Source organism: Rhodospirillum rubrum ATCC 11170, assembly GCF_000013085.1.
Classification (GTDB): Bacteria; Pseudomonadota; Alphaproteobacteria; order Rhodospirillales; family Rhodospirillaceae; genus Rhodospirillum; species Rhodospirillum rubrum.
Genome location: NC_007643.1, coordinates 2,573,275 through 2,597,649 on the forward strand (window position 1 = coordinate 2,573,275; position 24,375 = coordinate 2,597,649).

Below are 24,375 nucleotides of genomic sequence, written 5' to 3' on the forward strand. Positions count from 1 at the left end.
CGGTGAGTCCTTATCAAGGAGAAGCGGCAGCGGAGCGGCGTGAGGGAACGGGAGGAACGGGGAAGCGTCACCCCCCGTCGGCTAGGCAAGCGGGCACGCCGGCGGCGCGCAGCCAGTCGATGAAGCAGGCGACCCGGGGGTTTTCCAAATTGGCCGCCGGGGCGACGGCGAAATAGGAGAAATCGGCCGGGCGGCTGAGACCGGCGAAGGGCCGGACCAAACGCCCGGTGCGCAGGTGGTCCTCGACCAGGGCGGTGCGTCCCAGGGCGACACCGACGCCGGCCAGACAGGCCTGGACCAGGGCCGAGCCATCGGTGAAGCCGATCCCGCCATCGGGGGCTACCCCTTCAATGCCTTCGGCGGCCAACCACAGCCGCCAATAAAGCCAGGGCTCGCCGGCGGTCTCGTCGATGCTGCGCAGAAGCGTGTGGTGGCGCAGATCGGCCAAGCCGCGCAGCGGCAAGGCCCCATTGAGCAACGAGGGCGCGCAGACCGGGAAGACCTCCTCGGCCAGAAACGGAATGGCGCGCAGGCCGGGATAGATGCCCCGGCCATAGCGGATGGCCATGTCGATGCCATCGCGGTTGAAGTCGGCGAAGCGGTTTTCCGACAGCATGCGCAGATGAACCTCCGGGCAGGCCGCCTGGAAGTCGGGCAGGCGCGGCGCCAGCCAATTGGCGCAAAAGCTCGGCAGCACCGACACCGTCAACCGGCCGGCCAGTCCGCCCTCGCGCAGGCGTTCGCCGGCGCGGGCCAGGCGATCAAAGCCCCGGCTGAGGTCTGGCAGATAGGCCTGCCCCTCCTCGGTCAATTCCAGACCGCGCGGCAGGCGGCGGAACAGGCACAGGCCCAGCACGTCTTCCAGGCCCTTGACCTGATGACTGACGGCGGCCGGAGTCACCCCCAGTTCCTCGGCCGCCCGGGTGAACCCGCCATGGCGGGCGGCGGCCTCGAAGGCGCGCAGGGCGTTAAGCGGCGGCAGACGGCGGCTCATGACGGATCCTCGCCAAGAAGATCGGGCTGCGCCCCGGCGCCGGCGCCACCGCGACCGGCGGTTTCCAGCAGCCAGCCGATGAAGGCCGCCGCCTTGGGGTTGGTCTGCGACGGCGGCGGCACCACCACCCAGTAACTGAAGTCGGCTGGGCGGGACACCGGAAAGGGGCGGACCAGCCGTCCCGAGCGCAGGAGTTCGGTGACCAGTCCCGACCGTCCGATGCCAACCCCCAGGCCGGCGACGCAGGCATGGATCATGGCGATCGATTCGGTAAAGCCGTGACCGGCCTCGAGATCGATATCCGTCACCCCGGCCTCGGCCAGCCAGGGCTCCCACCCCGTCCACGGCTCGCCGGGCAGGATCCCCGGGTCGTGGAGCAAAACGTGATGGCGCAGATCGGCGAAGCCGCGCAGCGGCACCGGACCGTTGAGCAGGGCCGGGGCGCAGATCGGGAAAACCTCTTCCTCGAGGATGCGGTAGCTCGCCAGACCCGGATAGATGCCGCCGCCATAGCGGATCCCCAGATCAACGCGTTCGCGGATAAAGTCGACCGTGCGCGGCGTCGAGCGCAGATCAAGCAGGATATCGGGATAGCGGCGCAGGAACGAAGCCAGCCGCGGCGCCAGCCAGCCGGCGGCGAAGGACGGCAGGACGCTGACCGTCAGCCGGCCGACCAGGGCGCCGCGCTTGAGCCGCTCGCTGGCGCGGGCCAATTGATCAAAGCCGGCGGTGAGTTCGGGCAGATAGGCCCGCCCGGCCGCCGTCAGCTCCAACCCCTTGGCAAGGCGATGAAAGAGGCTGACGCCCAAGGCGTCCTCCAACCCCTTCACCTGATGGCTGACCGCCGCCGGAGTGACATGCAACTCGCGGGCGGCGCCGGTAAACCCGCCGTGGCGGGCGGCGGCCTCGAAGGCGCGCAACGCGTTGAGCGGCGGCAGGCGGCGGACCACGGCAGTCCCTTTGCGGATGGCTTATTTTTCCTAAACCTCGTGCCGAGAAAGCCTCGTTTGCGGCCCTTCGTCAAGATCCTCATCTTCTTAACAGACGCCGGACGGGGGAATGGCCCCCACCGGACGCCGAAGAAGGAAGCCGACCATGACACCGCCGATGGGCTGTATCGCCACCCCCTGCGCCCCATCCGTCGCGTCGACGGGCAGCCCCCTCTCTCCGGGGTACGAAGCCCCCCTCTCCGCCCCCAGCCACGCCCGGGACAAGATGCCAAGGGGCTGGCTGAGAAGCGGGATCACCCGTCTGCTGATCGGGCTGATCGATCGCGCCTGGGATCGCGCCGAATACAAGCGCCAAAAGCGCCAGCTTGCCGCCCTCGATGATCGGGCGCTGGCCGATATCGGGCTTTCGCGCGCGGAGGCCGATCCGTTCTTCGATTACCCGAGCCAGGGCGGCGGCGACCTCGATCCCCTTCGCCAGTCCAATTTTTTCCGCTAACCCCTCCCCAACCGGGCCCCGGAAGGTAAAAACCATTCCGGGGCCGTTAAGGAAACCGCAACCACCCTGAGGCTAAACCGAGAGCGCTTCCGGATCGTACTTCTTTCTTTTCTTGGAGAGACCCGCCCGATGACCGCTCCCGATCCAATGCGGACCATGGAAAATCGCCTGCTCCACAGCCTGGACCAAGGACTCTTCCTGGGGGACGGCCGCGATGGCGCCGTTCTTGCCGAATGGATGGTCATTTGCGGTGACCTCCCGGATTCGACGATCCTCTGCGACCTGCCCGTCTTGCTCGGCCGTCTATCCCGAGACGGCGGGCAGGTGGACAGACTAAGCCGATGCGGCCTGCTGCCCAAACAGGGCAGCCGGCCGCTGTTCTTCCAGGCCCTGGCCGCCCAGGTCGCCTCCCATGCCCGGCGCCTTGCCGATCACGCCCGCGATCTGTCGGGCGAGAGCGCGCCGAGCGCCTTTCCCGCCCGCATCGACGCCCTGCGCCGCCAGGGCGAGCATCTGCGCGGCCAGATCGACGTTCTGTTCGATGCCGGCTATGCGGTTGAGAAAGAACGCGAAAGACTTGAGGAAAGCTGCCGCCGGCTGACCGCGACCCTCGACAAGCTGCGCGCCGAGATCGCTGACAGCCTTGACAGCTTCCTGGTCGATCGCGCCGGCGCTGCCCGCACCCTGGCCCAATTGGCCGAGGCCGCCGGTCTGGTCGATCGCGCCCAAGCCCTGCGCGCCCTGCCCCGGCTGGCGTTTTCTCCCGCCGTCGCCGTACAGCCGGCGCGCGATCCGGCGCGCCCGACCCGCGGCCGCATCGCCCTTGCCCCCGCCCCGCGCCCGCGCGAGCCTCAGCTCCGCCACCCGGCGTCGTCCGGCTAAACCGGCCGAAATCCGCCATGCCTACATAGGTAGTCCGATCGTTGCGAAAAGGCATCGGTTCGTTTTGGGCCAAACGCATCCTTGTGGCGTTTCCCGCTGGCCTGAGGGCCTGACCTCGCCTATGTGTTAGGGGATGATCGTCCATCCGTCGCGAGCCCCATGACCGAGCCTTCGTCCGCCCTTCCCCAGCCGCCCGCCCCGCAAACCCTGCCGCGCGTGGCCCTGGTCACCGGCGCCGCCCGTCGGCTTGGCCGGGCGATGGCCCTTGAACTGGCGGGGCGCGGCTTCGACGTGGCCGTCCATCACCGCGACTCGCAAGCCGATGCCGAGGAAACCGCCCGCGACGTGCGGGCCTTGGGCCAAAGGGCGGTGGTGCTGAGCGCCGATCTCGCCGATGTCGAGGAAACCACGGCCCTGATCGCCGCCACCGGCGCCGCCCTCGGCCCGCTTGGCGTGCTGGTCAACAACGCCTCGCTGTTCGAATTGGACCTGTGGCACAGCGTCACGCGCCAGTCCTGGGACAGCCACATGGACGTCAACCTGCGTGCGCCCTTTCTGCTGAGTCAGGGGATGGCGGCGGCCCTGCCCGAGGCGGCAACCGGGGTGATCGTCAATCTGATCGATCAGCGGGTGTGGAATCTCACGCCTTATTTCATGACCTATACCCTGAGCAAGGCCGGCTTGTGGACGCTGACGCGAACCCTGGCCATGGCCCTTGCCCCGCGCATCCGGGTCAATGCCATCGGCCCCGGCCCCGCCCTGCCCAGCCCGCGCCAAAGCGAAGAGGACTTCGCCCGCCAGGCGGCGGCGACGCCGCTTGGCCATGGCACCACCCCCGATGAGATCGCCCGCGCCCTTGGCTTCATTCTGGATGCCCCGGCCCTGACCGGCCAGATGATCGCCCTTGACGGCGGTCAGCATCTGGGATGGTCGCAGCCCGGACAGACCGTCAGCCTGGGCGAATAGACGATAAAGACCGGCCGCCGTCCCGCGATATCGGCCCCAAGGGGCAACCCCGGGAAGGCCCGCCCACCCGATTAAGGCTGGAGTCCTCGCCGCAAGACGAGGGCCCGGGCCCGCAAGCCCTTCCGACGCCCGGCGGCTCGCCGGCCGCCGCACGCAGGAGAGTCCGCCCTTGAGCAACCGCAAGACATCCGTCATCGAACCCTTGCGTATCGCCGATGCCCGCGCCGCCTTGCGCCACGTTTTCGTGCGCGATCTGGTGCTCGCCGCCAATATCGGCGTCCATCCCCACGAACACCGGGCGCCGCAGCGCGTCTGCATCAACCTTGACCTCGCCGTGCGCGAGGATGGCCGACCGCTTGGCGACCAGCTTGATAACGTCGTGTGCTACGAGACCATCGTCGTCCGCGTGCGCTCGATCGCCCGCGATGGTCACGTCAATCTGGTCGAGACCCTGGCCGAGCGGGTCGCCAGCCTGTGCCTGCAAGACCCCCGCGTGGTGTCGGCCCGGGTGCGGATCGAAAAACTCGACGTTTTCGAAGATACCCACTCTGTTGGTGTAGAGATCGAGCGGTTCAATCCGCTGCCCTAGGCCTGTTCCCTTAAAGTCTGTAGGGGAAAGCCAAAACCTGCTCGAAGGACTAGGGCTAGGGCCGGAGTTGTGCACACGGCCCGGTGCCGGGGTAAAGGGGAGACATACCCCCCTCTCCCTCCCTTCCCCCTCGGGTTGTCGCAAAACGAAAACAATCTTATTGAGTAAATTCAGTATGTTAGAATGTCTGCCTAAAAAACAGGCAGCCCCTGTAGACCTCCGGGTTTCTGCGGGTTTGGGACGGACCGCCGGGAGTTTTCCACAGGGTTGCCCACAGAAATCGTGGATAGCTTCCGCCTTGACAGGCCACACAGGCACCCTCCCGATTCGGATCGTGCCGCGAAAACGGCCGAAAGGGCCCTTGGCCAATGACTGACCTGCCCGTCGACGAGCCCGACCGGGACGACGGCGCCGATCAGCCCGACGCCGGCGCCGACCCCGCCACCCCACGCGGGGTCGAGGCGATCCGCGCCGCCTTGCGGACGATGCCATCAAGCCCCGGCGTCTATCGCATGATCGATGGCAAGGGCGATGTTCTCTATGTGGGCAAGGCGCGCAATCTGAAGCGCCGGGTGATCAACTACACCCAGCCCCATCGCCTGCCGGTGCGCATCCAACGGATGATCGCCGCCACCCTGACGATGGAGGTGCTGACCACCCATACCGAAGCCGAGGCGCTGCTTCTTGAATCCAACCTGATCAAGAAGCTGAAGCCGCGCTACAACATCCTTTTGCGCGACGACAAATCCTTCCCTTATATCGAGATCACCTCCGATCACGCCTTTCCTCGCATCGTCAAATTCCGCGGCACCCTGCGCAAAGGGGGGGAATATTTCGGCCCCTTCGCCTCGGCCGGCGCCGTCACCAGTACGCTCACCGCCTTGCAGAAAACCTTTTTGCTGCGCACCTGCGCCGATAACGTTTTTGCCAGTCGCAGCCGGCCTTGCCTGCTGTTCCAAATCAAGCGCTGCGCCGCGCCCTGCGTCGATCGGGTGGCGGAGGCGGATTACAAGGCCCTGGTCGAAGAGGCCCGCGCCTTCCTCAGCGGCTCAAGCAAGGCGCTCCAGCACGATCTGGCCAAGCGCATGGACGAGGCGGCCCAGGCCCTGGATTACGAACAGGCGGCGATCTTCCGCGACCGCATCAAGGCGCTGACCAATGTCCAGTCCCATCAGGATATCAATCTGCCGACCCTGGGCGAGGCCGATGTCATCGCCTGCCATCAGGCCGGCGGCCAGACCTGCGTCCAGGTCTTCTTTTTCCGTGGCGGCCGCAACAACGGCAACCGCTCGTTCTTTCCCGCCCATGCCGGCGACGAGGGCCTGCCCGAGGTGCTCGAAGCCTTCCTCGGCCAGTTCTACGCCGGCTTCCCGCCGCCGCGCGAGATCTTGCTGCTGACCGACATTCCCCACCACGATCTGGTCGAACAGGCGCTTTGCCTGCGCGCCGGCCACCGGGTGCGTCTGGTGGTGCCGCGCCGCGGGTCGCGGCGCAAGCTGATCGACCACGCGTTGGCCAATGCCCGCGAAGCTTTGGGCCGACGGCTGGCCGAAAGCTCGGCCCAGCGCACCTTGCTGGAGGGGACGGCCGTGGCCTTCGGTCTCGACGGGCCGCTCCAGCGGGTCGAGATCTACGACAACAGCCATATCTCGGGAACCCACGCGGTGGGCGGCATGGTGGTGGCCGGACCGGAAGGCTTCATGAAGGCCGCCTATCGCAAATTCAACATCCGCTCGCCCGATATCACCCCGGGCGACGACTACGCCATGATGCGCGAGGTGATGATCCGGCGCTTCGCCCGCGCCCGTAAGGAAGACCCCGACCGCGACCGTGGCCAGTGGCCCGATCTGGTGCTGATCGACGGCGGCCTCGGCCAGCTCAACGCCGTCCGCGAGGCCCTGGCCGAGATCGGCGTCGAGGACGTGCCGCTGGTCGGCGTCGCCAAGGGCCCCGACCGCGATGCCGGACGCGAGCGGTTCTTCGTTCCGGGGCGGCCACCCTTCATGCTGCGCCACAACGATCCGGTTTTGTATTTCATCCAGCGCCTGCGCGACGAGGCCCACCGCTTCGCCATCGGCAGCCATCGCACCCGGCGTTCAAAAGCGATCGGAGTCTCGCCCCTTGATAGCGTTCCGGGCATCGGCGCCAGCCGCAAGAAAGCCCTTCTCCACCATTTCGGCTCGGCCAAGGCGGTTTCCCAGGCCGGATTGACCGATCTGGAGGCGGTGGAGGGGATCAGCGCCGCCCTGGCCAAAAAACTCTATGACCACTTCCACAGCGAGGGATAAAGTCGCCCTCAATGATCCGAAGGGGTGCGCCTTGCCCCCGCACCCTATCACACCGCCGCGGGGACCAGCCCTTGCTCACTCTGCCCAACATCCTGACCCTGCTGCGCATTCTGATCATTCCCCTGGTCGTCGTGCTGTTTTATGTCGATGGCGAGGGCTATCGCTGGGCCAATTGCGCCCTGTTCGCCGTCGCCGCCATCACCGATTTCTTTGATGGCTGGCTGGCCCGGCGCAGCAATCAGGTCTCGCGGCTTGGCCGTTTCCTCGATCCGATCGCCGATAAGCTGCTGGTCGCGGCGGTGCTGATGCTGCTGGTCGGCTTTGGCCGGATGAGCCCGTGGAGCTACCCGGCCGCCGTCGTCATCCTGATGCGCGAGATCCTGGTCTCGGGCCTGCGCGAATTCCTGGCCGAGATCCGGGTCGGCATGCCGGTGACCAAGCTGGCCAAATGGAAGACCACCGTTCAGCTGATCGCCCTGCCGGTGCTGATCGTTGGCGATACCCCGCTGATTCCGCTGCCGATCACCCTGATCGGCGAGGGATTGCTGTGGGTGGCGGCCGTCATGACCATCATCACCGGCTATGATTACCTGCGCGTCGGCCTGCGCCACATGGGCCCCGAACACGACGCGCCCCCGTCCCAGGCCCATAATACCCCCCGCTAAGCGGCCCCTTGCCCGCAAGGGCCGCCCCATCAAGGGATCCCCCATGCCCGCTTCTCCCCCACCCTCTTCCCTTCCCCCGCTTTCGGCCGATTGCTTCGACACCGCCGATCGCCTGTTGGCGCTTGATGACGCCGTCGATCGCCTGCTTGACCTGCTTGGCGCGGTGACGGCGATCGAACGCCTGCCGCTCGACCGGGCGCTGGGCCGGGTGCTGGCCGAGGATCTGACCAGCGCCCTGGTCATCCCCCCCGACGATAATTCGGCCATGGACGGCTATGGGGTGCGCTTCGCCGACCTCTCGCCGCAGGCTCCCACCCGCCTGCCCCTCACCTTGCGCGTGCCCGCCGGCCATCCCGCCGACCGCCCCCTGGGCCCGGGCGAGGCCGCGCGCATCTTCACCGGCGCGCCGATCCCCGAGGGCGTCGACACGGTGATCATGCAGGAGGTCTGCCACGAGGAGGACGGCTACGTCACCCTGCCCAGTGGCGAAAAGCGCGGCGCCAACGTGCGGCCGGCCGGCGCCGATGTCGCCATCGGCCAAACCGTGCTGGCCAGCGGTCGGCGCCTGGGTCCGATCGATGTGGCGATGGCCGCCCAGATCGGCGTGGCCGAGCTGGCGGTGCGCGCCCGCCTGAAGGTCGCGGTCTTCACCACCGGCGACGAGGTGGTCGAACCCGGCCAGCCGCTGCCGCCGGGCGGCATCTATAATTCCAATCGCCGCGCCCTGCTCGGGCTGCTGAGCACCCTGGGCGCCGAGTGCCTTGATCTCGGCAACCTGCCCGACCGCCCGGCGCTAATCCAAGGCGCCCTGGCCGAGGCGGCGCGCGCCGCCGATCTGGTCGTCACCTCGGGCGGGGTGTCGGTGGGCGGCGAGGATCACGTCAAGGACGCGGTGACGGCTTTGGGCTCGCTGGCCTTCTGGCGCCTGGCACTCAAGCCCGGCAAGCCGCTGGCCTTCGGCACCGTCGCTGGCAAGCCGTTTCTCGGGCTGCCCGGCAATCCGGTTTCGACCTTCGTCACCTTCTGTCTGGTCGGCCGGCCGGTGGTGTTGCGTCTGGCCGGGGTGACGGGGGAGCAATTACAGCCGCGCGGCTTCCCGGTGATCGCCGATTTCTCGCTGACCCGCAAACCCGGCCGCCGCGAATTCCTGCGCGGACAATTGCGCAGCGATTCCAGCGGCGCCATGGTCGTCGCCCCCTTCCCCGTGCAATCGTCCAATGTCGTCAGCTCGATCGTCCAATCCGACGGGCTGATCGATATCGGCCAAGGGGTGACCGTCGTCTCGCGCGGCGACCGGGTGCGCTTCATTCCCTTTAGCGAGCTGTTTTAAAAGCCAAACCCCCGGCCGCTTCTTCTCGCGGCCGGGGGCTGGGCCCGTCAGGCCGCCGAAGCGGAGGCGGAGGCCGCCTTGTCGTGGGTCCGCCCGACTTCCTTATCGTAATCCTCGACCAACCGGTGGGTGATTTCGCCCGGAGTATAGGTGTATTCTCCGATCTGGCGGACCGGCGTCACCTCGGCCGCGGTCCCGGTCAGGAACACTTCCTGGGCGTCGGCCAGTTCCTCGGGCATGATCGCCCGCTCGCTCACGTCATAGCCGCGGCGTCGGGCCAGATCGATCACGGTCTGGCGGGTGATGCCGTTCAGGAAGCAGTCGGGAATGGGCGTATGCAGCTTGCCGTCGATCACCAGAAAGACATTGGCTCCCGTCGCCTCGGCGATGCGGCCCCGGTAATCGAGCATCAGGGCGTCGTCGAAGCCATCGTTCTCGGCCTGATGCTTGGACAGGGTGCAGATCATATAAAGACCGGCGGCCTTGGAATGGGTCGGCGCCGTGTCGGGGGCCGGACGCCGCCACGGCGAGATCTTCAGGCGGATGCCGGCCAGCCGGGCTTCGGGCGAAAAATAGCTGGGCCACTGCCAGGCGGCGATGGCGACATTGATGCGGTTCTTCTGGGCCGCCACCCCCATCATCTCGCTGCCACGCCAGGCCAGCGGGCGGACATAGCCGTCGACGATGCCGTTGGCGTCAAGCACCCGGCGGGTCGCCGCATCGATTTCGGCCACCGAATAGGGCAGGGAAAACCCCAGAATCGACGCCGATTCGGTCAGTCGGCGCGAATGCTCGGTCAGCTTGAACACCTTGCCGTTATAGACGCGCTCGCCTTCAAACACGCAGCTCGCATAATGCAGGCCATGCGTCAGCACATGAACCTTGGCCTCGCGCCAGGGCACCATTTGACCGTTGAACCAGATGAAACCGTCACGGTCATCGAACGGAACGAGAGCCATCACGACACCTTTCGTCGAAAAAGGAGGTTTGGTCGTCGAAGGAGAAAACTTGGCGGGCATGGGTAGTTTTATGTCCGACAAAGCCGATCTTGCGTAACATCCTTCCGCCAACTATGTCAACATACCTGACCCAAATGCCGCACGAGATTTTTTCATGCAGGATCTAAGCCCTATAAAATCACTCTCAACACCGAAGGCGGGGATCGAGGGATGAGCGAGGTCAAATCGGGCGTGAACCCCCTTTTTCTGCGCGAGGAGGAACTGCGCCAGGGCATCGAGCTGCTGTTTTTCGCCTACCGCGATTTCACCAGCGAGGCCGACGCCATGCTGGCCAAGCACAATTTCGGGCGGGCCCACCACCGGGTGATCTATTTCGTCGGCCGCGAGCCGAAGATCGGCGTCAGCGCCCTGCTGGGGATCCTCGGCATCACCAAGCAAAGCCTGTCGCGCGTGCTGTCGCAACTGGTCGAGGAAGGCCTGATCGTTCAGCATCGCGGCCCACGCGACGGTCGCCAACGCCTTCTGGAACTGACCGAAAAGGGCATCGACATGGAACGCCGCCTGACCGAGGCCCAGCGCCGGCGCTTCGCCCGCGCCTATCGCGAAGCCGGGGCCGAGGCGGTCGAGGGGTTCCGCAAGGTCATGCTTGGCATGATCGATGGCCCGGCCCGCGAGCGCTTCGCCGCCGCCGCCAAGCGCGAGACCCCGCCCTCGCCGCCGCGCGTCAGCCGGGCCGGAGCACGCCGATGAGCGACCCCGCCCTGCCTGTGGCCCCCGTCGCCCCCGTGACCGAGGAACCGCCCCATATCCTGGTGGTCGATGACGACACCCGCATCCTCGCCCTGCTCAAACGCTTTTTGTCCGAACGCGGCTTCATCGTCACCGCCGCCGCCGATGCGGCCGAGGCGCGGCGCCAGCTTGCCGCCCTGCGCTTCGATCTGCTGGTGGTCGATGTGATGATGCCCGGCGAAAGCGGACTGGAGCTGACACGCTCGATCCGCGAGGACTCCGACGTTCCCATCCTCATCCTGACGGCGATGGACCAGCCCGACGACCGGGTCAGCGGCCTCGAAAGCGGCGCCGATGATTATCTGGCCAAGCCCTTCGATCCGCGCGAATTGGTCTTGCGGGTCAATGGCATCCTGCGGCGCCTGCGCCAAGCCCCCGATCTGCCGCCCGCCGCCCCGCCCGAGGGCCCCTTGCCGCTGGGAGCCTGCGTTTTCGATCCGCACCGCCAGGAACTGCTGCGCGGCGACGAGGTGGTGCGACTGACCACCGCCGAAACCGCCCTGCTCAGCACGCTCGCCGCCCGGGCCGGCGAGGCGATCAGCCGCGAGGATCTGGCTGAACTGACCGGGGTGGCCGGCAACCCCCGGGCCATCGATGTGCAGGTGACCCGCCTGCGCAAGAAAATCGAAGCCGACCCCCGCGTGCCCCGCCACTTGCAGACGGTGCGCGGACGCGGCTACATGCTTCGTCCGGGCTGACACGCCCCTCGCGGTGAAGGGCGCCTTTCGCGCCTCGGCAAAACAAGGACGCCGCCATGATCGGTCTTTGGGGGCTTGACCCCGCCCAGCCAGTCCTGGGCCGGATCCGCCGCATCCTGCGCCTGGACCATCCGCTGCTGCGGCCCTTCGCCCGGGCGATCAAGATGATCTTGCCCAAAAGCCTGCTCGGGCGCTCGCTGCTGATCATCGTCATTCCGCTGATCCTGCTTCAGGTGATCACCGCCACCATCTTTTTCGATCGCCATTGGGACACCATGAGCCGCCGGCTCAATGCCGCCGTCGGCTCGGAAATCGGCATGGTGCTTGATTTCATGGCGGCCTATCCCGATCCCGAGGAACGGGAATGGATGTTCGCCCTCGCCTATGGCCGCCAGCAACTGGCCATGCGCTTCGAGCCGGAGGCGACGCTGCCCGGCACCTCGCCGCTGGCCCAGGACGATGATTTCGTCGCCCGCACCCTTTATTCCTCGCTGGCCGAGCATACCGACCTGCCCTATCAGGTCGATGTGATCGACGATAAAACCCTGGAGATCCGCATCGCCGCGCCCGATGGCCTGCTGACCGTCGAGGTGCCGCGCAAGCGGCTGTTCAGCGTCACCACCTATATCTTCATCGGCTGGATGACGGTGTCTTCGGTGATCCTCTTCGCCGTGGCGACCGTTTTCATGCGCAATCAGGTCCGGCCGATCGGCCGGCTGGCCAGCGCCGCCGACGCCCTGGGCAAGGGCCGCGACGTGCCGAATTTCCGCAGCGAAGGCGCCCTTGAGGTGCGCCGCGCCGCCCTCGCCTTCACCCGCATGCGCGACCGCATCAACCGCCAGATCGCCCAGCGCACCGAGATGCTGGCCGGCGTCAGCCATGATCTGCGCACGCCGCTAACCCGCATGCGCCTGCAGCTCGCGCTGATGGAGGGCGAGGAGGGAACGGTCGAATTGACCGAGGATATCGCCGAGATGGAACGGATGGTCGAGGGCTATCTGGCCTTCGCCCGCGGCGAAGGCACCGAGGAGACGGTGGCGACCTGCATCACCGATCTGGTCGACGAGGTGGTCGGCCGCATGCGCCGCAACGGCGCGCGCATCGATCTGCACACCGAACAGCCGCTGACCGTTCCGCTCAAGCCCAATGCCATGGAACGCTGCCTAGCCAATATCATCGGCAACGCCCACCGTTTCGGCCAGCATATCGCCGTGCGCGTCGGCGTGCGCGACGGCCATGTCGAGGTGGTGGTCGACGACGACGGCCCGGGCATCCCGCCCGAACGGCGCGAAGACGTGTTCCGCGCCTTCTTCCGCATCGAAAGCTCGCGCAACCCGCGCACCGGCGGCACCGGCCTGGGGCTGACCATCGCCCGCGACGTCGTCCGCGCCATGGGCGGCGATATCTTCCTGGAAAACAGCCCCTTCGGCGGCCTGCGCGCCCGCATCCGCCTGCCGATGTGAGGGGCGGAGGCCCGCACAGCCCTGGGCCGGCAAGGGGCGGCTTGCACGCGATCTCTCAAGGGATCGGCGCCGTCCACCTTTTAGCCGGGTTTGACCCCTTTTACTCTTTTACTTCTTTTATTCCCCAAGACACCCCGCGTGAGGATTCGAATGGACCCCATCCAAACCGACCGACTGATTCTGAGAAACTTCAAACAGGGAGACGCCGCTGATCTGCTTGCCTATTTACACCAACCCAGGGTGAGCTGCTTTTTGTCTCTCAAGCTGGAGGATCTTGGCGCGGCGGAAGCGGAAGTGAAAACGCGCAGCACAAGCGATGAGCATATCGCCGTCTGTTTGCGCACCCCCGACAAGCTGATCGGGGACATGTTCTGTATGGCAGAACCTCCCGACACCTATTCCGTCGGGTGGAATTTTAATGCGGATTTCCAAGGCGCCGGCCTCGCCTCCGAAGCCGCGCGGGCTCTTTTTGAGTACCTGTTCACGGTGAAAGAGGCCCGGCGCCTCTATGCCTTTGTCGAGGAGGACAACCTCCCTTCGCGGCGCTTGTGCGAAAGACTGGGAATGAGGAAAGAGGGGCTGTTCAAAGAGTTCATATCCTTCAGGACGGATGACGAAGGCGTGCCGGTCTTCGAAAACACGATGCAGTACGCCCTCTTGCGAAAAGAATGGGTGGCCTGACGATCACCGCGGCAAACAGCCCTCTCCCCCTAGCTTTCCGCCAGCACCACGCGGTCGCGGCCGCGCGCCTTGGCCTCGGCCAGGGCCTTGTCGGCGGCGGTGAACAGCGCCGTGGCCGATAGGGGGGGCGCCCCGGCCGGCGTGCCGGCGACGCCGGCGCTGAAGGTGGCGCGAACCTCGCCGGTGGGGGCTCGCAGGGTTTGGCCGCGAAACAGGGCCCGCAGATCCTCAATGACGCCGACCGCTTGCTCGGCCGGGGTTCCGGGCAGGATGACGGCGAATTCCTCGCCGCCGCAGCGCCCCAGCAGGTCGCACCCACGCAGGGCGCGCCGCATCACCCGGGCCAGGGTCACGATCACCTGATCGCCCGTCGCGTGGCCATGGGTCTGGTTGATCGCCTTGAAGTGATCGAGATCGAGCAGGGCGAAGGACAGCGGCGCCCCGGTGCGGCCGGCCCGCGCCCCCTCGCGCTCCAGGCCGTCAAGAATGGTGGAATGGGTGAACAGCCGGCTCAACCCGTCGCGCCGCATCATCTCGGCCAATCCGCGCCCGCGCCGGGCCCGCGAGCGGACCGCCGAAACCAGGAAATCGGGCCGCACCGGCTTGGGCAGGAAGAAATCCGCCCCCGGGCTCAGGGCCCCAAGCTGCAGCCCCAGATCTTGTTCCCGTGACAGGAAGATAATCGGCATCGTGGCGTATTGGGCGCGGTGGCGAACCAGGGCGGCGACCTCGGCGCCCGAACAGCCGGGCATGTGCAGATCGGTCACCAGCACATCGGGCTCGAAAGCCTCCAGCCGTTCCAGGATCTGGGCGGGATCGGTCATCCCCTCGGCCTCCAGACCGGCCGCCCCCAGGATCGTCGCGTAAACCCCCGCCAACACCGCGTCGTCATCAAGCACCAGCACGCGCAGCGGTTCGGCGTGGCGGGTGAGGCGCATCCGCGCCAGCCGGTCAAGCACTTCGCCCGGATCATCCAGGGGCAGATAGGCGTCGACGCCAAGGCGGCAGGCTCGCAGCCCCCAGGGAAAATCGCCCGTTCCGCCGACCGCCAGAACCGGAACGCCCTGGGCGCGCAGACCATCAAGCGGTCCGCGCCACGCGTCGTCGCCGTCCATCGCCTCCAGATTGACGATCACCCCGCCGGGGCAGACGACCGACAGGGCTTCCAAGGCGTCGGGCGAGGCGATTTCGATGGCGGTGGTGCCAGTGGCGCGCACCATGTCGAGCAGCGCCGGTCCGGCGCCGATGGTCGCCACCACCGCCGGGTCGGGCGAGCCGGCCAAACCCGGCGCCGGCGTCATCGCCGCCGCCAGCAGATCGGAGCCGCCGACCGCGACGCCCTTCAGCCCGGCGAGAATGATATCGGCCAGCAAGTCGGCCTGGGCCAGGATATCGGGGGCGACGGCCGCCGCTCCCTCGGCCAGTCGCACCTCGCCGATATCGGCGATCAGGGTTTCCAGGGCGCCGGCGGTCCGCCCGAGATCGCCAAATCCCAAGGTGCCGGCGGTGCCGGCCAGACGGTGAACGAAATGCGAGACATCGGCCGCCGCGTCCTCATCGGCCCATCCGCTGGCCCGCAACAGATCAAGCCGGGGGGCGATGGCCTCGGCGCTGACGATCGCCCCCTCGACGAAAGCGCTGACGGCGCCGCGCAACCGATCTTGCAAGTCAAACATGCTCATGACCGGGCCATCCATAGCTGGCGCAGGGAGTCCGCCAGGGTCAGCGGATCGAAAGGTTTGGTGATCAAGCCAAGGCAACCGGGTTCGGCCATCAGCACTCCGGCCTCGCCACCGCGCGCCGCGGTGACGAACACCACCTTGCCGGCGCCCTCCTCGCCGGCCAGAACCCGCCAGAGGGCGCGACCATCCTCGCCATCGGCCAGATGCAGGTCCATCAGCACCAGATCGGGGGTCTGCGCCCGGGCTTCGCGCCGCGCCTCCGGGCCATTGGCGGCGAAGACCGCCCGCAAGCCTCCCAAATCAACCAGGGCGAGCGCGGCGATGGCCCGAATATCGGGATCGTCATCGACCACCAGAATGCTATGCGGATCGTCGCCTATCGCCATTATCCGTGGTCCCTTAAAGGGTTGGAAGACCGGAAGCCGGCCACGCCCCCCAACGGGATCCGGCTTTTTCCAATGCCCTGCCCTTAGACTGTGCACCGCTCCCCCCAAGCTGACAACTATCCTTAGGGAGAGGGTTAGGCCGCTAGAAGGCCTATACCCTTCAGAAAGGAAGGCAAATCCGCGTCGCGGATCCTCGCCAGGGCATTTCCCGGCGACCGCGTCTTGGCCTATGCTGTCGCCTGCCGTTTCGCTGGCGGCTGGCGGCCGGTTCCCCCGGGCGGGGGGCGGGCCAAGGCCATCCATATCCTACTGAATCCAGATCAAGGTTTTGCGTTAAAGGGTCGCCCTTTGACACGGTTTGATCGAAGGGGCGCCTCCATGAGACTTCTGTTCATCACCGCCACCCGCATCGGCGATGCCGTGCTGTCGACCGGTCTGCTCGACGCGACGATCCGCGCCCATCCCGGCCTGCGGGTCACCGTCGCCTGCGGCCCGGTCGCCGCCGGGTTGTTCGAAGCCGTGCCCGGTTTGGAAAAGCTGATCGTGCTGCGCAAGGGACCGCGCGCCGCCCATTGGCGGGCCCTGTGGCGCGAAGTGGTCGGTCGCCGCTGGGATCTGGTGATCGACCTGCGGGCCTCGGCGGTCAGTTGGCTGATTCGCGCCGATCGCCGCCATTGGCTGCGTTCGGCCAACACCGGCGATCACAAGGTCGTTCAACTGGCCCGCCTGCTGTCCCTGTCGCCGCCCCCCGCCCCCCGCCTGTGGCTGGGGCCGGCCAACCGCGCCGCCGGCCTGCGGCTGGTGCCCGCCGGACCGCCGGTTCTGGCCCTGGCGCCGATCGCCAATTGGTACGCCAAAACTTGGCCGGCCGAGCGTTTCATCGAGCTTGCCGAACGGCTGACCGCCGCCAAGGCGCCGCTGGCCGGCGCCCGGGTGGCGGTGGTGGCCGGTCCGGATGAGCGGACGGCCGCCCAACCGGTTCTTGATGCCCTGCCACCGGCCCGCCGCCTTGATCTGATCGGCGCCGGCCCGTTGTTGGACACCCAGGCCGCCCTGGAACGCTGCGCCTTGTTCATCGGCAACGACTCCGGGCTGATGCATATGGCCGCCGCCGCCGGAATCCCGACCTTGGGGCTGTTCGGCCCCAGCGATGATCGCCTTTACGCCCCCTGGGGCCCGCGAACCGCCGTGGTGCGCACCCCCGAGTCGTTCCTGACGCTCAATCCCCCCGGTGGCGATTGGCGGTCGATGCCGCCGGCCATGGTGTCGCTGAGGGTCGACGCGGTCGAAGAGGCGGCCCGCCAACTGTGGCGCCGGCTGGGGGAAACCACCGCCGATCAGACCCCCGATCAGGCCCCCAATCAGGGATGAAGGGCGTTGTAAAGACGCTTGCCGACGCCATCGCGCCAACGGTTGACCCGCCGCACCCACCGCCCGCCCAGGCCAAGGGCGGTGCGTCGGCGCGGATCACGCTCGCCGATCGTCGAATGTCCCTCGTCGTGATGGACCACCGGACAGGGGTGGACGATGAAGGGCGTGATGCGGTTTTCCCAATAACGATCCAGGGTATGGTCGATCGGCATGAAGATCTTCCGCCCGTAGTCGAGCATCCGCCGCGCGCCCGCCGCCGTCATCACATAGCCTTGCAGGCCAAGGACATGGGTATGAACGCGGTAAAGCCCCCGGTCGTCCCCCAGCCTGCGCAGCGGCCGCAAGCGCCTAGCCTGGGCCGAGATCTTGCCCTCGCGCATGGTCGATAGACGCACCACCTGCCAAAGGCGCGCCGCCGGCGGCGTCGCCATCAGGGCGTCGAGGACCGACGGAAGATCGTTGGCGATCTGGCAATCGTCTTCAAGGATCAGCGCCGCGTCGATATTTTCATCAACGATTTTGCGGAAGATCCGTTCATGGGCGAGATAACAGGCCAGTTCGGTGGCCAGCATATCGACGCCATAGATCGCCCGGCAGCGCGAGCGGTCATAGCGATCCCAATCGGCCTGGGACAGCGTTCCGGCGTCAACGCCATCGATGAAATGGCCGTCCAGCCCGACCCGGGCCAATTCGGCGGTCATCCTCTCCCGCCGCGCGCCGTCACGGGGCAGATTGAGCACGAATACGGGAAGGGACATCGATCGACCGTCCTGCGGAGGGGGGGAAGCAAGGGCCCCCACCCTATCACCGCGATCCCGGCGAGATCAAACCGGGTTAAACGGGAAGCCTTTAAGGCGCTTTGATTGAAAGCCCCCAGGTTAGGACGGCTAGCGGCCTCTTCATGAAAAAACCGGCACTCACCTTGATCCGCCACGCGAGACGAGCGGAGAAAGAGGAGTGCCGGTTTTTTTCGTTGCCCCGGACCGAACAGGGGACTGTCGAGCAAAGCTTGTGCGCTAAAAGGCTCCTTTAGCGCAGCTTGATCTACAGCATACCCTTGCGGCGGGCGACGGCTAGGGCATCGGTGCGGCTTTGGGCGCCCAAGGCCTTGAACAAACGGCCGATATGCATCTTCACCGTCGCTTCGGACAGCGTCATCGCCTGGGCGATCTGGCGATTGGACAGGCCGGCGTCGATATGGGCGAGAACCTCCTTCTGACGCGGGGTCAGCGGAACGTCATCGCCGCCGACACCCATGATGCGCACGGCGCCATCATAAACCCGCGGTCCGCGATACACCTCGGGAGTGATATAGAACCCCCCGGCGAGAATCAGCCGCAGGGCGCTTTCCAGAACATCGCCCTTCAGACTTTTGGGAATATATCCGCAAGCCCCATGGTCGATGGCCGAACGGATCATCGCCACGTCGTCGGCACCCGACAACACCACCACATCGGGGGGATCGGGCAGGCGACGCAGCGCCGAAAGCGCCTCGCGCCAATCCATGTCGGGCATCATCAGGTCAAGGAACACCTTGCTCACCGGGCCATCTTCCGTGGCCAAACGGATGCAGTCCTCGAAGGTATCGGCTTCCACGACATCCAGTGTCGAATCGATGGCGGCAAGCTGAAACCTTAAACCGTTACGGAACAATTCGTGATCGTCTACAATCATAACGCGCATGGTGCGCTTTCCCTTCTCTGCTTCCCAACCCACCTGCCGTCTCTCTCGGGCAGAGGGCCTTCCGCCGCGTTCCCCGCCGCTGACCCATGATCAGTTCGCCTGTTATCGGCCTTCCAGCCTGGAAAAAAGCCACACCCGAGTCCGAGTGGGGCCGGCTGGCAACAACCGGAACGAACCGCCGAACGAGACTAGAACCGCTTTCAAATCGCTTTGAAGCAACCGCCAACGCGCATCCTGCGCACGACCTTCCCCCAGGGAAAGGTCTTGCTCGGCAAGCCCGCTATCCTTACCCATTTTCCGCAACCCCTGCAACCTTTTTGGTACAGCCTATACAGGCTTCAGGGTTTCAGGGAGGGGATTGGACTGAAAAGGCCCTGGTTTCGAGGCCAAACCCGGTTGCCGTACCTCCCAGGCGGGGATATCACACCCCCATCCCTCCGGGGGGTACCGATCCCGGCGTTTTTTGTGCCATCCCCCCTGTGGAACCGCTGTTTCAACCCAATTGCCACCAGCGGACTTGCGGGGGGGGACCAAAGCTTGTACTTTCAATCGGACTCGAAATGCGCCGGAAGCGTCCTTGGTAGTTCGCATGAAGCCGCGCAGGTGAAGGCAATGAAGCGGACGAATTCCTCTAAGGCAGTGGCAGAACTGCTCACTCAGATCGGCAGATTGTCGCACAGCCACGGCTTCACGGGGGGGCTGAACCCCGCCCAATGGATGGCCCTGCGCTATTTCGGGCAGGCCAATCCCTCCGTCTGCACCGTGATGCGATTTGCCGATTTCTACGGGTCAAGCCGGGGCACCGCCTCGCAATCGATCTCGGCCCTGGTGCGCAAGGGGTATCTGGTTCGGCGCCCCAGCCCCGAGAAGAAAAGCTCCCATATTCTGGAAGTCACCGATGCCGGCCGCGTCCTGCTGTCCCAGGACCCGATCAAATACCTGATCCGCGGCATCGAAGGCTTGCCGGCCTCCAAGGTCGCCGATTTCGCCGAATCCCTGGAAATCCTCATCCGCCATCTTTTCAAAGAAGGCGATGGCGACGACATGGCGATAGAGCCCTCCGAATAGGCTGGCGCTAGGCCACCGCCCCCTCCTCCGCCATCCCTTAACGGCCAACGTGCCGACAAAGCAAATCCCGCGCGGTCTGCAGCAGACTGCGGCGATGATTTGCGACGATTTTCTTGGTTCTCAAGATGTTAGAGCGGCGAGTGGAAAAGCCAATTCCGGTTTTTCCGCTCGCCGCCCGTTCTTATCGGCCGTCCCCGATCAAAGGCCCCGGGGCGCGACCGCCCGGTTAATCAAGGGCGGGCTCGTCGGCCATCAGGGCGCTTAACTTGCCGAGCAGTTCGTTGGGGGTGAAGGGCTTGAACAAGATGTCCGAGGCGCCATACATCTCGGTCATCTTCAGGCTCAGCGCCGCCGGGGCGGTCCCGCCGCCCGAGACCGACAGAACCTTCAGCCCCGGGCGGATTTCCATGGCGTGCTTCAGGAAACTGATGCCGTCGACCTTGGGCATCCACACATCCGAAACAACCAGATCGAACATCCTCTCGCCGAGAAGGCGCAGACCTTCTTCTCCGTCGCAAGCTTCCACGACGGCCCAACCCAATTCCTCCACCCCCAGACGGATGGCTTTCCTGACATTCGTATCATCGTCGACAATCAGGACTGTCTTCCCGTTCGGCATGATTCCTCTTCCGCTTTCAGGGATTGTTAATGGGGAAGGATATTACGAATTTTGTACCCGATCCCGGAGCGCTTTCAAGCCCGATCGTACCCCCCCAGGCCTCGACCAGACCATGGACCACCGCCAATCCCATTCCGGTGCCACTGCCTTCCGGCTTGGTCGTAAAAAATGGTTCGAACACCCGGGCCTGGGTTTGCAACGTCATCCCCGGCCCCTCGTCGCGGATGGTGATCACCATTCGCCCCAGATCCGGGGCTTCGGCCAAAGACACGAACACCCGGCCCCGCCCGCCCATGGCGTCGGCGGCATTGCCGACCAGATTAAGCACGATCTGTGACAGCTCGGTGCTATTGGCGGCGATCTCGCCCGCCGTATCGGGGATATCGGTGATGATCTCCAGCCCGGGATGGCCCTTGGCGGCGAAGGCCACCGATCGGGCCAAAGCCGGGGCGAGAACCAGAGGCCGCCGTTCGGCGGGCGTTTGACGGGCGAAGGTCAGAACCGAGCGCACGATATCCTTCGCCCGCGCCCCACCTTCGCATATATCGGCCAGCGCCGCTTCCAGAAAGTCCCGGTCGTCCAGGCGTTTCGACGCGTAATGGGCCATGGTCAGCACCGGCTGCAAAACATTGCCGATCTCATGGGCGATGCCGCCGGCCAACCGCCCCAGGGCCTCCAGCCTTTGGGTGCGGACGCGCTCCTCCTGCAGGCGCTTGAACGGCGTGACATCCGTTCCGGTGCCGCGAAAGCCCAAAAGCTGGCCCCGGCCGTCATATTGCGGCACGCCCGACAGCCGAACCCACCACTGGCCACGTCCAAGCAAGGCCAGGGACACCGTCAGCCCGTGAAAGGCCCGCCCCTCGTCAAAGGCGCTGGCGATCTCATCGGCATCCACCCCCGGCGCGCCGCCACTATCCCCCCCGCCGACAAGATCGACGAGCTTGCGGCCCACCAATTCCTCGGGCCGCAGATCGCCCAGGCCATTGATGCGATCGGAGACCAGCGCCAAGGTGCCGTCACCGGTGGTTTCCCAAAGCCAATCCGACGAGCATTCGGCCAGATCGCGCAGGCGCTGGCGGGTTTCCTCCAGCGCTACCACCGCCTGCTGGCGACGTTGCTTGGCCAACCGCTCGGCCAGGAACAGACTGAGCGTTTCGGCGGTTTCCCGATCCAGGGGATCGAAGGCGACGCTCCGCCCCCGGACCTCTTCGCGCCATAACGAGAACGAGGTGCGCGGATGGATCTTCAAGCCCCCCTCGGGGGTGATCTCGGGCTGCTTTTCCGGCCGGCCGGCCCATTCGATGCTGCGCAGGGTTTCCGGGCGACCAAGCAACAGGAAATCGCGGTCGGGCTGGTCGGACAGCGGCAGAAGAACGCCGCCGACGAAAGACCCGGCCAGTTCGGCGGGAAGACGGAGGCGCCCGCCCAGACGCTCGCTCAGCAACAGGCGCTGATGGGGCGGCACCTGGATCGGCGCCCCTTCCAGCGGTCCCTCGGCGGTCCATTGCCGCCCGTCGAGGCTGATCACCGCCCGACTGGCGCCAAACAGCGCCAGGGTATCGTCCAGGGTGTAGTCCAAAGCCTCGGCCAAGCTGCGGCCGCTGCCCAGCAAAACCGAAATGTCATCGATCAGATCGCCCGTCCGCGAACGATGGCGGCTACGCCGGGTATTATCCAGGCGCAGAACCTGCTGGGCGATGGTTTCGGCATAAACCTGACAGGCGCCCATCGTCGCCAACGACAGGCGTCGCGGCACCCGGTCATGGCAGGCGACAAGCCCCCAAAGCCGGCCATCCACCACCAGGGACACCGAGAAACTGGCGGCCACGCCCATATTGCGCAGATATTCCAAATGAACCGGGCTGACGCTGCGCAAATTACAAAACGTCATATCAAGCTCGCGGCCATCGGGCGACCGACCGACCAGGGGCAGCGGGCGATAGTGAACATCGGGAATGGAGCGCAGAAGGTTGCGGCTGTAAAGGGCGCGGGCCTGGGCCGGGATGTCGCTGGCGGGAAAGCGCTGGCCCTTATAGCTTTCCACCGGGCCGTTCAGGGTTTCGGCGATCACTTCGCCTTCCCAGTTCTCGGCGAAGCGATAGACCATCACCCGCTCGTATCCGGTGAGATCGGCCACCGTCGCGGCGGCGCGCCCGCATAGATCCTCGATGCTCGCCGCCCGCGAGGCGTGACCGATGGCGAAAGGCAGCCGGCCGAAGACCCCTTCAACGGTGGTCTCCTGATCATCGGACCACAATTCGACCAAGTCCGCCTGATCGGTGGCATGGGCGACGGCGGAGAACGACTGTCCGCCCGGGGCCCTGACCGGGAAGGGATCAATCAGATGGGGATATTCCGGGCGGGCGATACGGTGGCGACAGCGTTGGGCCGACCGGGGATCAAGCACCCGTTCCAACGGCTCGCCGATAAGGCGCTGGGCGACCACGCCGGCCACCGCTTCGATGCCCGGCGTAACCTGGGCGATGCGGCCGCTTTTCGAATCGAGCACGACAAGAAACCCGTGCGGCTGCACCAGCCCGGGGACGTGGATAGGTTCCTGGTCGCAGGTGGAATGCACTGTGTCCATGGCCGCCCCCAGTCCGCACGGACACATCCCCGTCCCCGCCTGAAAACGCCACGCAGATCTGACCGGGTTCGTCCCCGCCTCGCGATTTGTTCCCCGATTTCCATGATTCACGGGGAATCCCATCGCTTAACGTATTTTAAAGCATATTTTCGAAAGGGGGGCTCGCTTTGTGCGGGTTTTTGGAAAAAAATGTCGCGAATCAAATACCTGGCCTTCGCCTTCCCGCCAGGAGCGCCCCGTCTAAAACCTTGTCGTGCAAAGCCGTCCGCCATCGCCTCGCCCCGTCAAGGACTTGCGCTTGCGTCACGCTTGCGCCACGCTGACCAGTCTCTCCCTCGGGTAAAATCGGCTCGAAGCCAGGAACCGGGGTCGGGGAGCGGGATAGGGATCGGAGGAGACGGGCATGAAGATCGTCGTGCATGTGGATGGCGGAGAAGCTTGGCCGCGCCGCGCCGAAGCCGCGGCGCGCATCGTGTCGACCAGGGGGGGCGGACGGGTGCTCGGCCTGTTCGGCCAAACGGCAAGCGCCCTGCCCAGTTACTCCATTCATGGCGACAAGGAGGGCATCGACCGCGACGCCCAGCCCCAGCGCGACCGCTTTGAAAGCCTGATGGCAAATTATCCCGACGTTTCGGCCGAATGGCACACCATCCATTCCCTGAACCCGGGCTTCATCGTCAGCGAAATCACCGCCAACGCCCAATTCGCCGATCTGACGGTGCTGGGTCAGGTCGATCCCCGCGCCATCCCCGAACGCCTGCCCAACGATCTGGCCGAGCAGGTGGTGTTGAACTGCGGGCGGCCGATCTTGCTCATCCCCTATGCCGGAACCTTCGAGTATACGTTCGAGCGGGTGGTGATCGCCTATAACGACAGCCGGGAATCCAGCCGCGCCGTCGGCGACGCCCTGCCCTTCCTCGACGGGGCCGAGGCGCGGGTCATCGTTATCCGCCATTCCCCCGAACCGACCGAGGGGGATAGCTGGCGCTGGCGCGAGCTTGCCCGCCGGCTGGAGGAACACGGCCTGCGCCGGGTCGTCGTCGAAACCCCGGTGCTGAACCAGATCGGGGTGGCCGATTTCCTGCTTTCCCAGGCCGCCGACAGCGCCGCCCAGCTTCTGGTCATGGGCGCTTACGGCAAGCTGGGCCTGCCCCGCATGCTGCGCGGCAGCGTCACCCGCGACATCCTGCGCCAGATGACCCTGCCGGTGTTCCTCGGCCATTAAAACC

The 24,375-nt window shown here is 66.1% G+C and carries 23 protein-coding genes; 14 read left to right on the forward strand and 9 right to left on the reverse strand.

Annotated features, from left to right (window positions below; translation table 11 throughout):
- Positions 1-67 precede the first annotated feature (67 nt).
- Both gcvA (RRU_RS11470) and gcvA (RRU_RS11475) read right to left on the reverse strand, forming a co-directional pair.
- Positions 68-994 (reverse strand): transcriptional regulator GcvA, encoded by a 927-nt coding sequence (gcvA, locus tag RRU_RS11470; RefSeq protein WP_011389869.1) that lies wholly within the window; start codon positions 992-994, stop codon positions 68-70.
- Positions 991-1,944: a transcriptional regulator GcvA gene (gcvA, locus tag RRU_RS11475; protein ID WP_011389870.1), complete on the reverse strand. Its 954-nt coding sequence runs from the start codon at positions 1,942-1,944 to the stop codon at positions 991-993. The genes gcvA (RRU_RS11470) and gcvA (RRU_RS11475) overlap by 4 nt, the downstream gene beginning before the upstream one ends.
- A gap of 145 nt (positions 1,945-2,089) precedes the next feature.
- Between gcvA (RRU_RS11475) and RRU_RS11480 the strand changes: the two genes are divergently transcribed.
- The 7 genes from RRU_RS11480 (at position 2,090) to glp (ending at position 9,160) form a co-directional block, all read left to right on the forward strand.
- A complete protein-coding gene (locus RRU_RS11480; RefSeq protein WP_011389871.1) occupies positions 2,090-2,440 on the forward strand; it encodes a DUF1127 domain-containing protein in 351 nt (116 codons plus the stop codon).
- Between the two features lie 129 nt (positions 2,441-2,569).
- Positions 2,570-3,322, forward strand: coding sequence for a hypothetical protein (locus RRU_RS11485; protein ID WP_011389872.1), 753 nt, complete (start codon positions 2,570-2,572; stop codon positions 3,320-3,322).
- Between the two features lie 159 nt (positions 3,323-3,481).
- The gene (locus RRU_RS11490) at positions 3,482-4,288 is read left to right on the forward strand and encodes an SDR family oxidoreductase (protein ID WP_011389873.1); all 807 of its coding nucleotides are present in this window, start codon (positions 3,482-3,484) and stop codon (positions 4,286-4,288) included.
- 169 nt (positions 4,289-4,457) lie between these two features.
- On the forward strand, positions 4,458-4,877 hold the full coding sequence (locus tag RRU_RS11495) for a dihydroneopterin aldolase (RefSeq protein ID WP_011389874.1): 420 nt from the start codon (positions 4,458-4,460) through the stop codon (positions 4,875-4,877).
- A 368-nt stretch (positions 4,878-5,245) separates the two neighbouring features.
- Positions 5,246-7,165, forward strand: a complete 1,920-nt coding sequence (uvrC, locus tag RRU_RS11500; protein WP_011389875.1) for an excinuclease ABC subunit UvrC — start codon at positions 5,246-5,248, stop codon at positions 7,163-7,165.
- A gap of 71 nt (positions 7,166-7,236) precedes the next feature.
- Positions 7,237-7,830 (forward strand): CDP-diacylglycerol--glycerol-3-phosphate 3-phosphatidyltransferase, encoded by a 594-nt coding sequence (gene pgsA, locus RRU_RS11505; protein WP_011389876.1) that lies wholly within the window; start codon positions 7,237-7,239, stop codon positions 7,828-7,830.
- 43 nt (positions 7,831-7,873) lie between these two features.
- Entirely contained in the window at positions 7,874-9,160 is a 1,287-nt protein-coding gene (gene glp, locus RRU_RS11510; RefSeq protein WP_011389877.1) for a molybdopterin molybdotransferase MoeA, read from the forward strand.
- A 47-nt stretch (positions 9,161-9,207) separates the two neighbouring features.
- Here the strand turns inward: glp and RRU_RS11515 are convergent, their stop codons facing one another.
- The gene (locus RRU_RS11515) at positions 9,208-10,119 is read right to left on the reverse strand and encodes a branched-chain amino acid aminotransferase (RefSeq protein ID WP_011389878.1); all 912 of its coding nucleotides are present in this window, start codon (positions 10,117-10,119) and stop codon (positions 9,208-9,210) included.
- A 210-nt stretch (positions 10,120-10,329) separates the two neighbouring features.
- On the opposite strand from RRU_RS11515, the gene RRU_RS11520 reads away from it, so the two are divergent.
- The 4 genes from RRU_RS11520 to RRU_RS11535 all read left to right on the forward strand — a co-directional run bounded on the left by RRU_RS11520 (position 10,330) and on the right by RRU_RS11535 (position 13,750).
- The gene (locus RRU_RS11520; RefSeq protein WP_011389879.1) at positions 10,330-10,869 is read left to right on the forward strand and encodes a MarR family winged helix-turn-helix transcriptional regulator; all 540 of its coding nucleotides are present in this window, start codon (positions 10,330-10,332) and stop codon (positions 10,867-10,869) included.
- Complete coding sequence (locus RRU_RS11525) at positions 10,866-11,606, forward strand: response regulator (RefSeq protein ID WP_011389880.1); 741 nt, start codon at positions 10,866-10,868, stop codon at positions 11,604-11,606. Before RRU_RS11520 ends, RRU_RS11525 begins: the two co-directional genes overlap by 4 nt.
- 56 nt (positions 11,607-11,662) lie before the next feature.
- Positions 11,663-13,069 carry an ATP-binding protein gene (locus RRU_RS11530; protein ID WP_011389881.1) on the forward strand — a complete coding sequence of 469 codons (1,407 nt, stop codon included), beginning with the start codon at positions 11,663-11,665 and terminating at the stop codon, positions 13,067-13,069.
- Between the two features lie 150 nt (positions 13,070-13,219).
- Positions 13,220-13,750: a GNAT family N-acetyltransferase gene (locus tag RRU_RS11535; RefSeq protein WP_011389882.1), complete on the forward strand. Its 531-nt coding sequence runs from the start codon at positions 13,220-13,222 to the stop codon at positions 13,748-13,750.
- A gap of 29 nt (positions 13,751-13,779) precedes the next feature.
- Here RRU_RS11535 and RRU_RS11540 read toward each other — a convergent pair whose 3' ends face one another.
- Both RRU_RS11540 and RRU_RS11545 read right to left on the reverse strand, forming a co-directional pair.
- On the reverse strand, positions 13,780-15,432 hold the full coding sequence (locus tag RRU_RS11540; RefSeq protein WP_011389883.1) for a diguanylate cyclase: 1,653 nt from the start codon (positions 15,430-15,432) through the stop codon (positions 13,780-13,782).
- A complete protein-coding gene (locus tag RRU_RS11545; protein WP_011389884.1) occupies positions 15,429-15,818 on the reverse strand; it encodes a response regulator in 390 nt (129 codons plus the stop codon). The genes RRU_RS11540 and RRU_RS11545 overlap by 4 nt, the downstream gene beginning before the upstream one ends.
- Before the next feature lie 378 nt (positions 15,819-16,196).
- On the opposite strand from RRU_RS11545, the gene RRU_RS11550 reads away from it, so the two are divergent.
- The gene (locus RRU_RS11550) at positions 16,197-17,189 is read left to right on the forward strand and encodes a glycosyltransferase family 9 protein (protein ID WP_011389885.1); all 993 of its coding nucleotides are present in this window, start codon (positions 16,197-16,199) and stop codon (positions 17,187-17,189) included.
- Here RRU_RS11550 and RRU_RS11555 read toward each other — a convergent pair.
- Positions 17,180-17,947 carry a glycosyltransferase family 25 protein gene (locus RRU_RS11555; RefSeq protein ID WP_011389886.1) on the reverse strand — a complete coding sequence of 256 codons (768 nt, stop codon included), beginning with the start codon at positions 17,945-17,947 and terminating at the stop codon, positions 17,180-17,182. The genes RRU_RS11550 and RRU_RS11555 overlap by 10 nt on opposite strands.
- 286 nt (positions 17,948-18,233) lie before the next feature.
- Positions 18,234-18,872: a response regulator gene (locus tag RRU_RS11560; protein ID WP_011389887.1), complete on the reverse strand. Its 639-nt coding sequence runs from the start codon at positions 18,870-18,872 to the stop codon at positions 18,234-18,236.
- A 639-nt stretch (positions 18,873-19,511) separates the two neighbouring features.
- On the opposite strand from RRU_RS11560, the gene RRU_RS11565 reads away from it, so the two are divergent.
- Positions 19,512-19,940 carry a MarR family winged helix-turn-helix transcriptional regulator gene (locus tag RRU_RS11565; protein ID WP_164922583.1) on the forward strand — a complete coding sequence of 143 codons (429 nt, stop codon included), beginning with the start codon at positions 19,512-19,514 and terminating at the stop codon, positions 19,938-19,940.
- 226 nt (positions 19,941-20,166) lie between these two features.
- Here the strand turns inward: RRU_RS11565 and RRU_RS11570 are convergent, their stop codons facing one another.
- Together RRU_RS11570 and RRU_RS11575 are read right to left on the reverse strand one after the other, a co-directional pair.
- Positions 20,167-20,559, reverse strand: a complete 393-nt coding sequence (locus tag RRU_RS11570) for a response regulator (protein ID WP_011389889.1) — start codon at positions 20,557-20,559, stop codon at positions 20,167-20,169.
- 16 nt (positions 20,560-20,575) lie between these two features.
- Positions 20,576-23,146, reverse strand: a complete 2,571-nt coding sequence (locus RRU_RS11575; RefSeq protein WP_162470619.1) for an ATP-binding protein — start codon at positions 23,144-23,146, stop codon at positions 20,576-20,578.
- Positions 23,147-23,549: 403 nt separating this feature from the next.
- Here RRU_RS11575 and RRU_RS11580 point away from each other — a divergent pair, with 403 nt between their 5' ends.
- Positions 23,550-24,371 carry a universal stress protein gene (locus RRU_RS11580; RefSeq protein WP_011389891.1) on the forward strand — a complete coding sequence of 274 codons (822 nt, stop codon included), beginning with the start codon at positions 23,550-23,552 and terminating at the stop codon, positions 24,369-24,371.
- Positions 24,372-24,375: the final 4 nt, after the last annotated feature.

Excerpts from the sequence above, each read along its gene's own strand:
- gcvA (WP_011389869.1), bottom strand. The coding sequence starts at position 994 with ATGAGCCGCCGTCTGCCGCCGCTTAACGCCCTGCGCGCCTTCGAGGCC.
- RRU_RS11480 (WP_011389871.1), top strand. The coding sequence starts at position 2,090 with ATGACACCGCCGATGGGCTGTATCGCCACCCCCTGCGCCCCATCCGTC.
- RRU_RS11485 (WP_011389872.1), top strand. The coding sequence starts at position 2,570 with ATGACCGCTCCCGATCCAATGCGGACCATGGAAAATCGCCTGCTCCAC.
- RRU_RS11490 (WP_011389873.1), top strand. The coding sequence starts at position 3,482 with ATGACCGAGCCTTCGTCCGCCCTTCCCCAGCCGCCCGCCCCGCAAACC.
- uvrC (WP_011389875.1), top strand. The coding sequence starts at position 5,246 with ATGACTGACCTGCCCGTCGACGAGCCCGACCGGGACGACGGCGCCGAT.
- glp (WP_011389877.1), top strand. The coding sequence starts at position 7,874 with ATGCCCGCTTCTCCCCCACCCTCTTCCCTTCCCCCGCTTTCGGCCGAT.
- RRU_RS11515 (WP_011389878.1), bottom strand. The coding sequence starts at position 10,119 with ATGGCTCTCGTTCCGTTCGATGACCGTGACGGTTTCATCTGGTTCAAC.
- RRU_RS11520 (WP_011389879.1), top strand. The coding sequence starts at position 10,330 with ATGAGCGAGGTCAAATCGGGCGTGAACCCCCTTTTTCTGCGCGAGGAG.
- RRU_RS11525 (WP_011389880.1), top strand. The coding sequence starts at position 10,866 with ATGAGCGACCCCGCCCTGCCTGTGGCCCCCGTCGCCCCCGTGACCGAG.
- RRU_RS11530 (WP_011389881.1), top strand. The coding sequence starts at position 11,663 with ATGATCGGTCTTTGGGGGCTTGACCCCGCCCAGCCAGTCCTGGGCCGG.
- RRU_RS11535 (WP_011389882.1), top strand. The coding sequence starts at position 13,220 with ATGGACCCCATCCAAACCGACCGACTGATTCTGAGAAACTTCAAACAG.
- RRU_RS11540 (WP_011389883.1), bottom strand. The coding sequence starts at position 15,432 with ATGAGCATGTTTGACTTGCAAGATCGGTTGCGCGGCGCCGTCAGCGCT.
- RRU_RS11545 (WP_011389884.1), bottom strand. The coding sequence starts at position 15,818 with ATGGCGATAGGCGACGATCCGCATAGCATTCTGGTGGTCGATGACGAT.
- RRU_RS11550 (WP_011389885.1), top strand. The coding sequence starts at position 16,197 with ATGAGACTTCTGTTCATCACCGCCACCCGCATCGGCGATGCCGTGCTG.
- RRU_RS11555 (WP_011389886.1), bottom strand. The coding sequence starts at position 17,947 with ATGTCCCTTCCCGTATTCGTGCTCAATCTGCCCCGTGACGGCGCGCGG.
- RRU_RS11560 (WP_011389887.1), bottom strand. The coding sequence starts at position 18,872 with ATGCGCGTTATGATTGTAGACGATCACGAATTGTTCCGTAACGGTTTA.
- RRU_RS11570 (WP_011389889.1), bottom strand. The coding sequence starts at position 20,559 with ATGCCGAACGGGAAGACAGTCCTGATTGTCGACGATGATACGAATGTC.
- RRU_RS11575 (WP_162470619.1), bottom strand. The coding sequence starts at position 23,146 with ATGGACACAGTGCATTCCACCTGCGACCAGGAACCTATCCACGTCCCC.
- RRU_RS11580 (WP_011389891.1), top strand. The coding sequence starts at position 23,550 with ATGAAGATCGTCGTGCATGTGGATGGCGGAGAAGCTTGGCCGCGCCGC.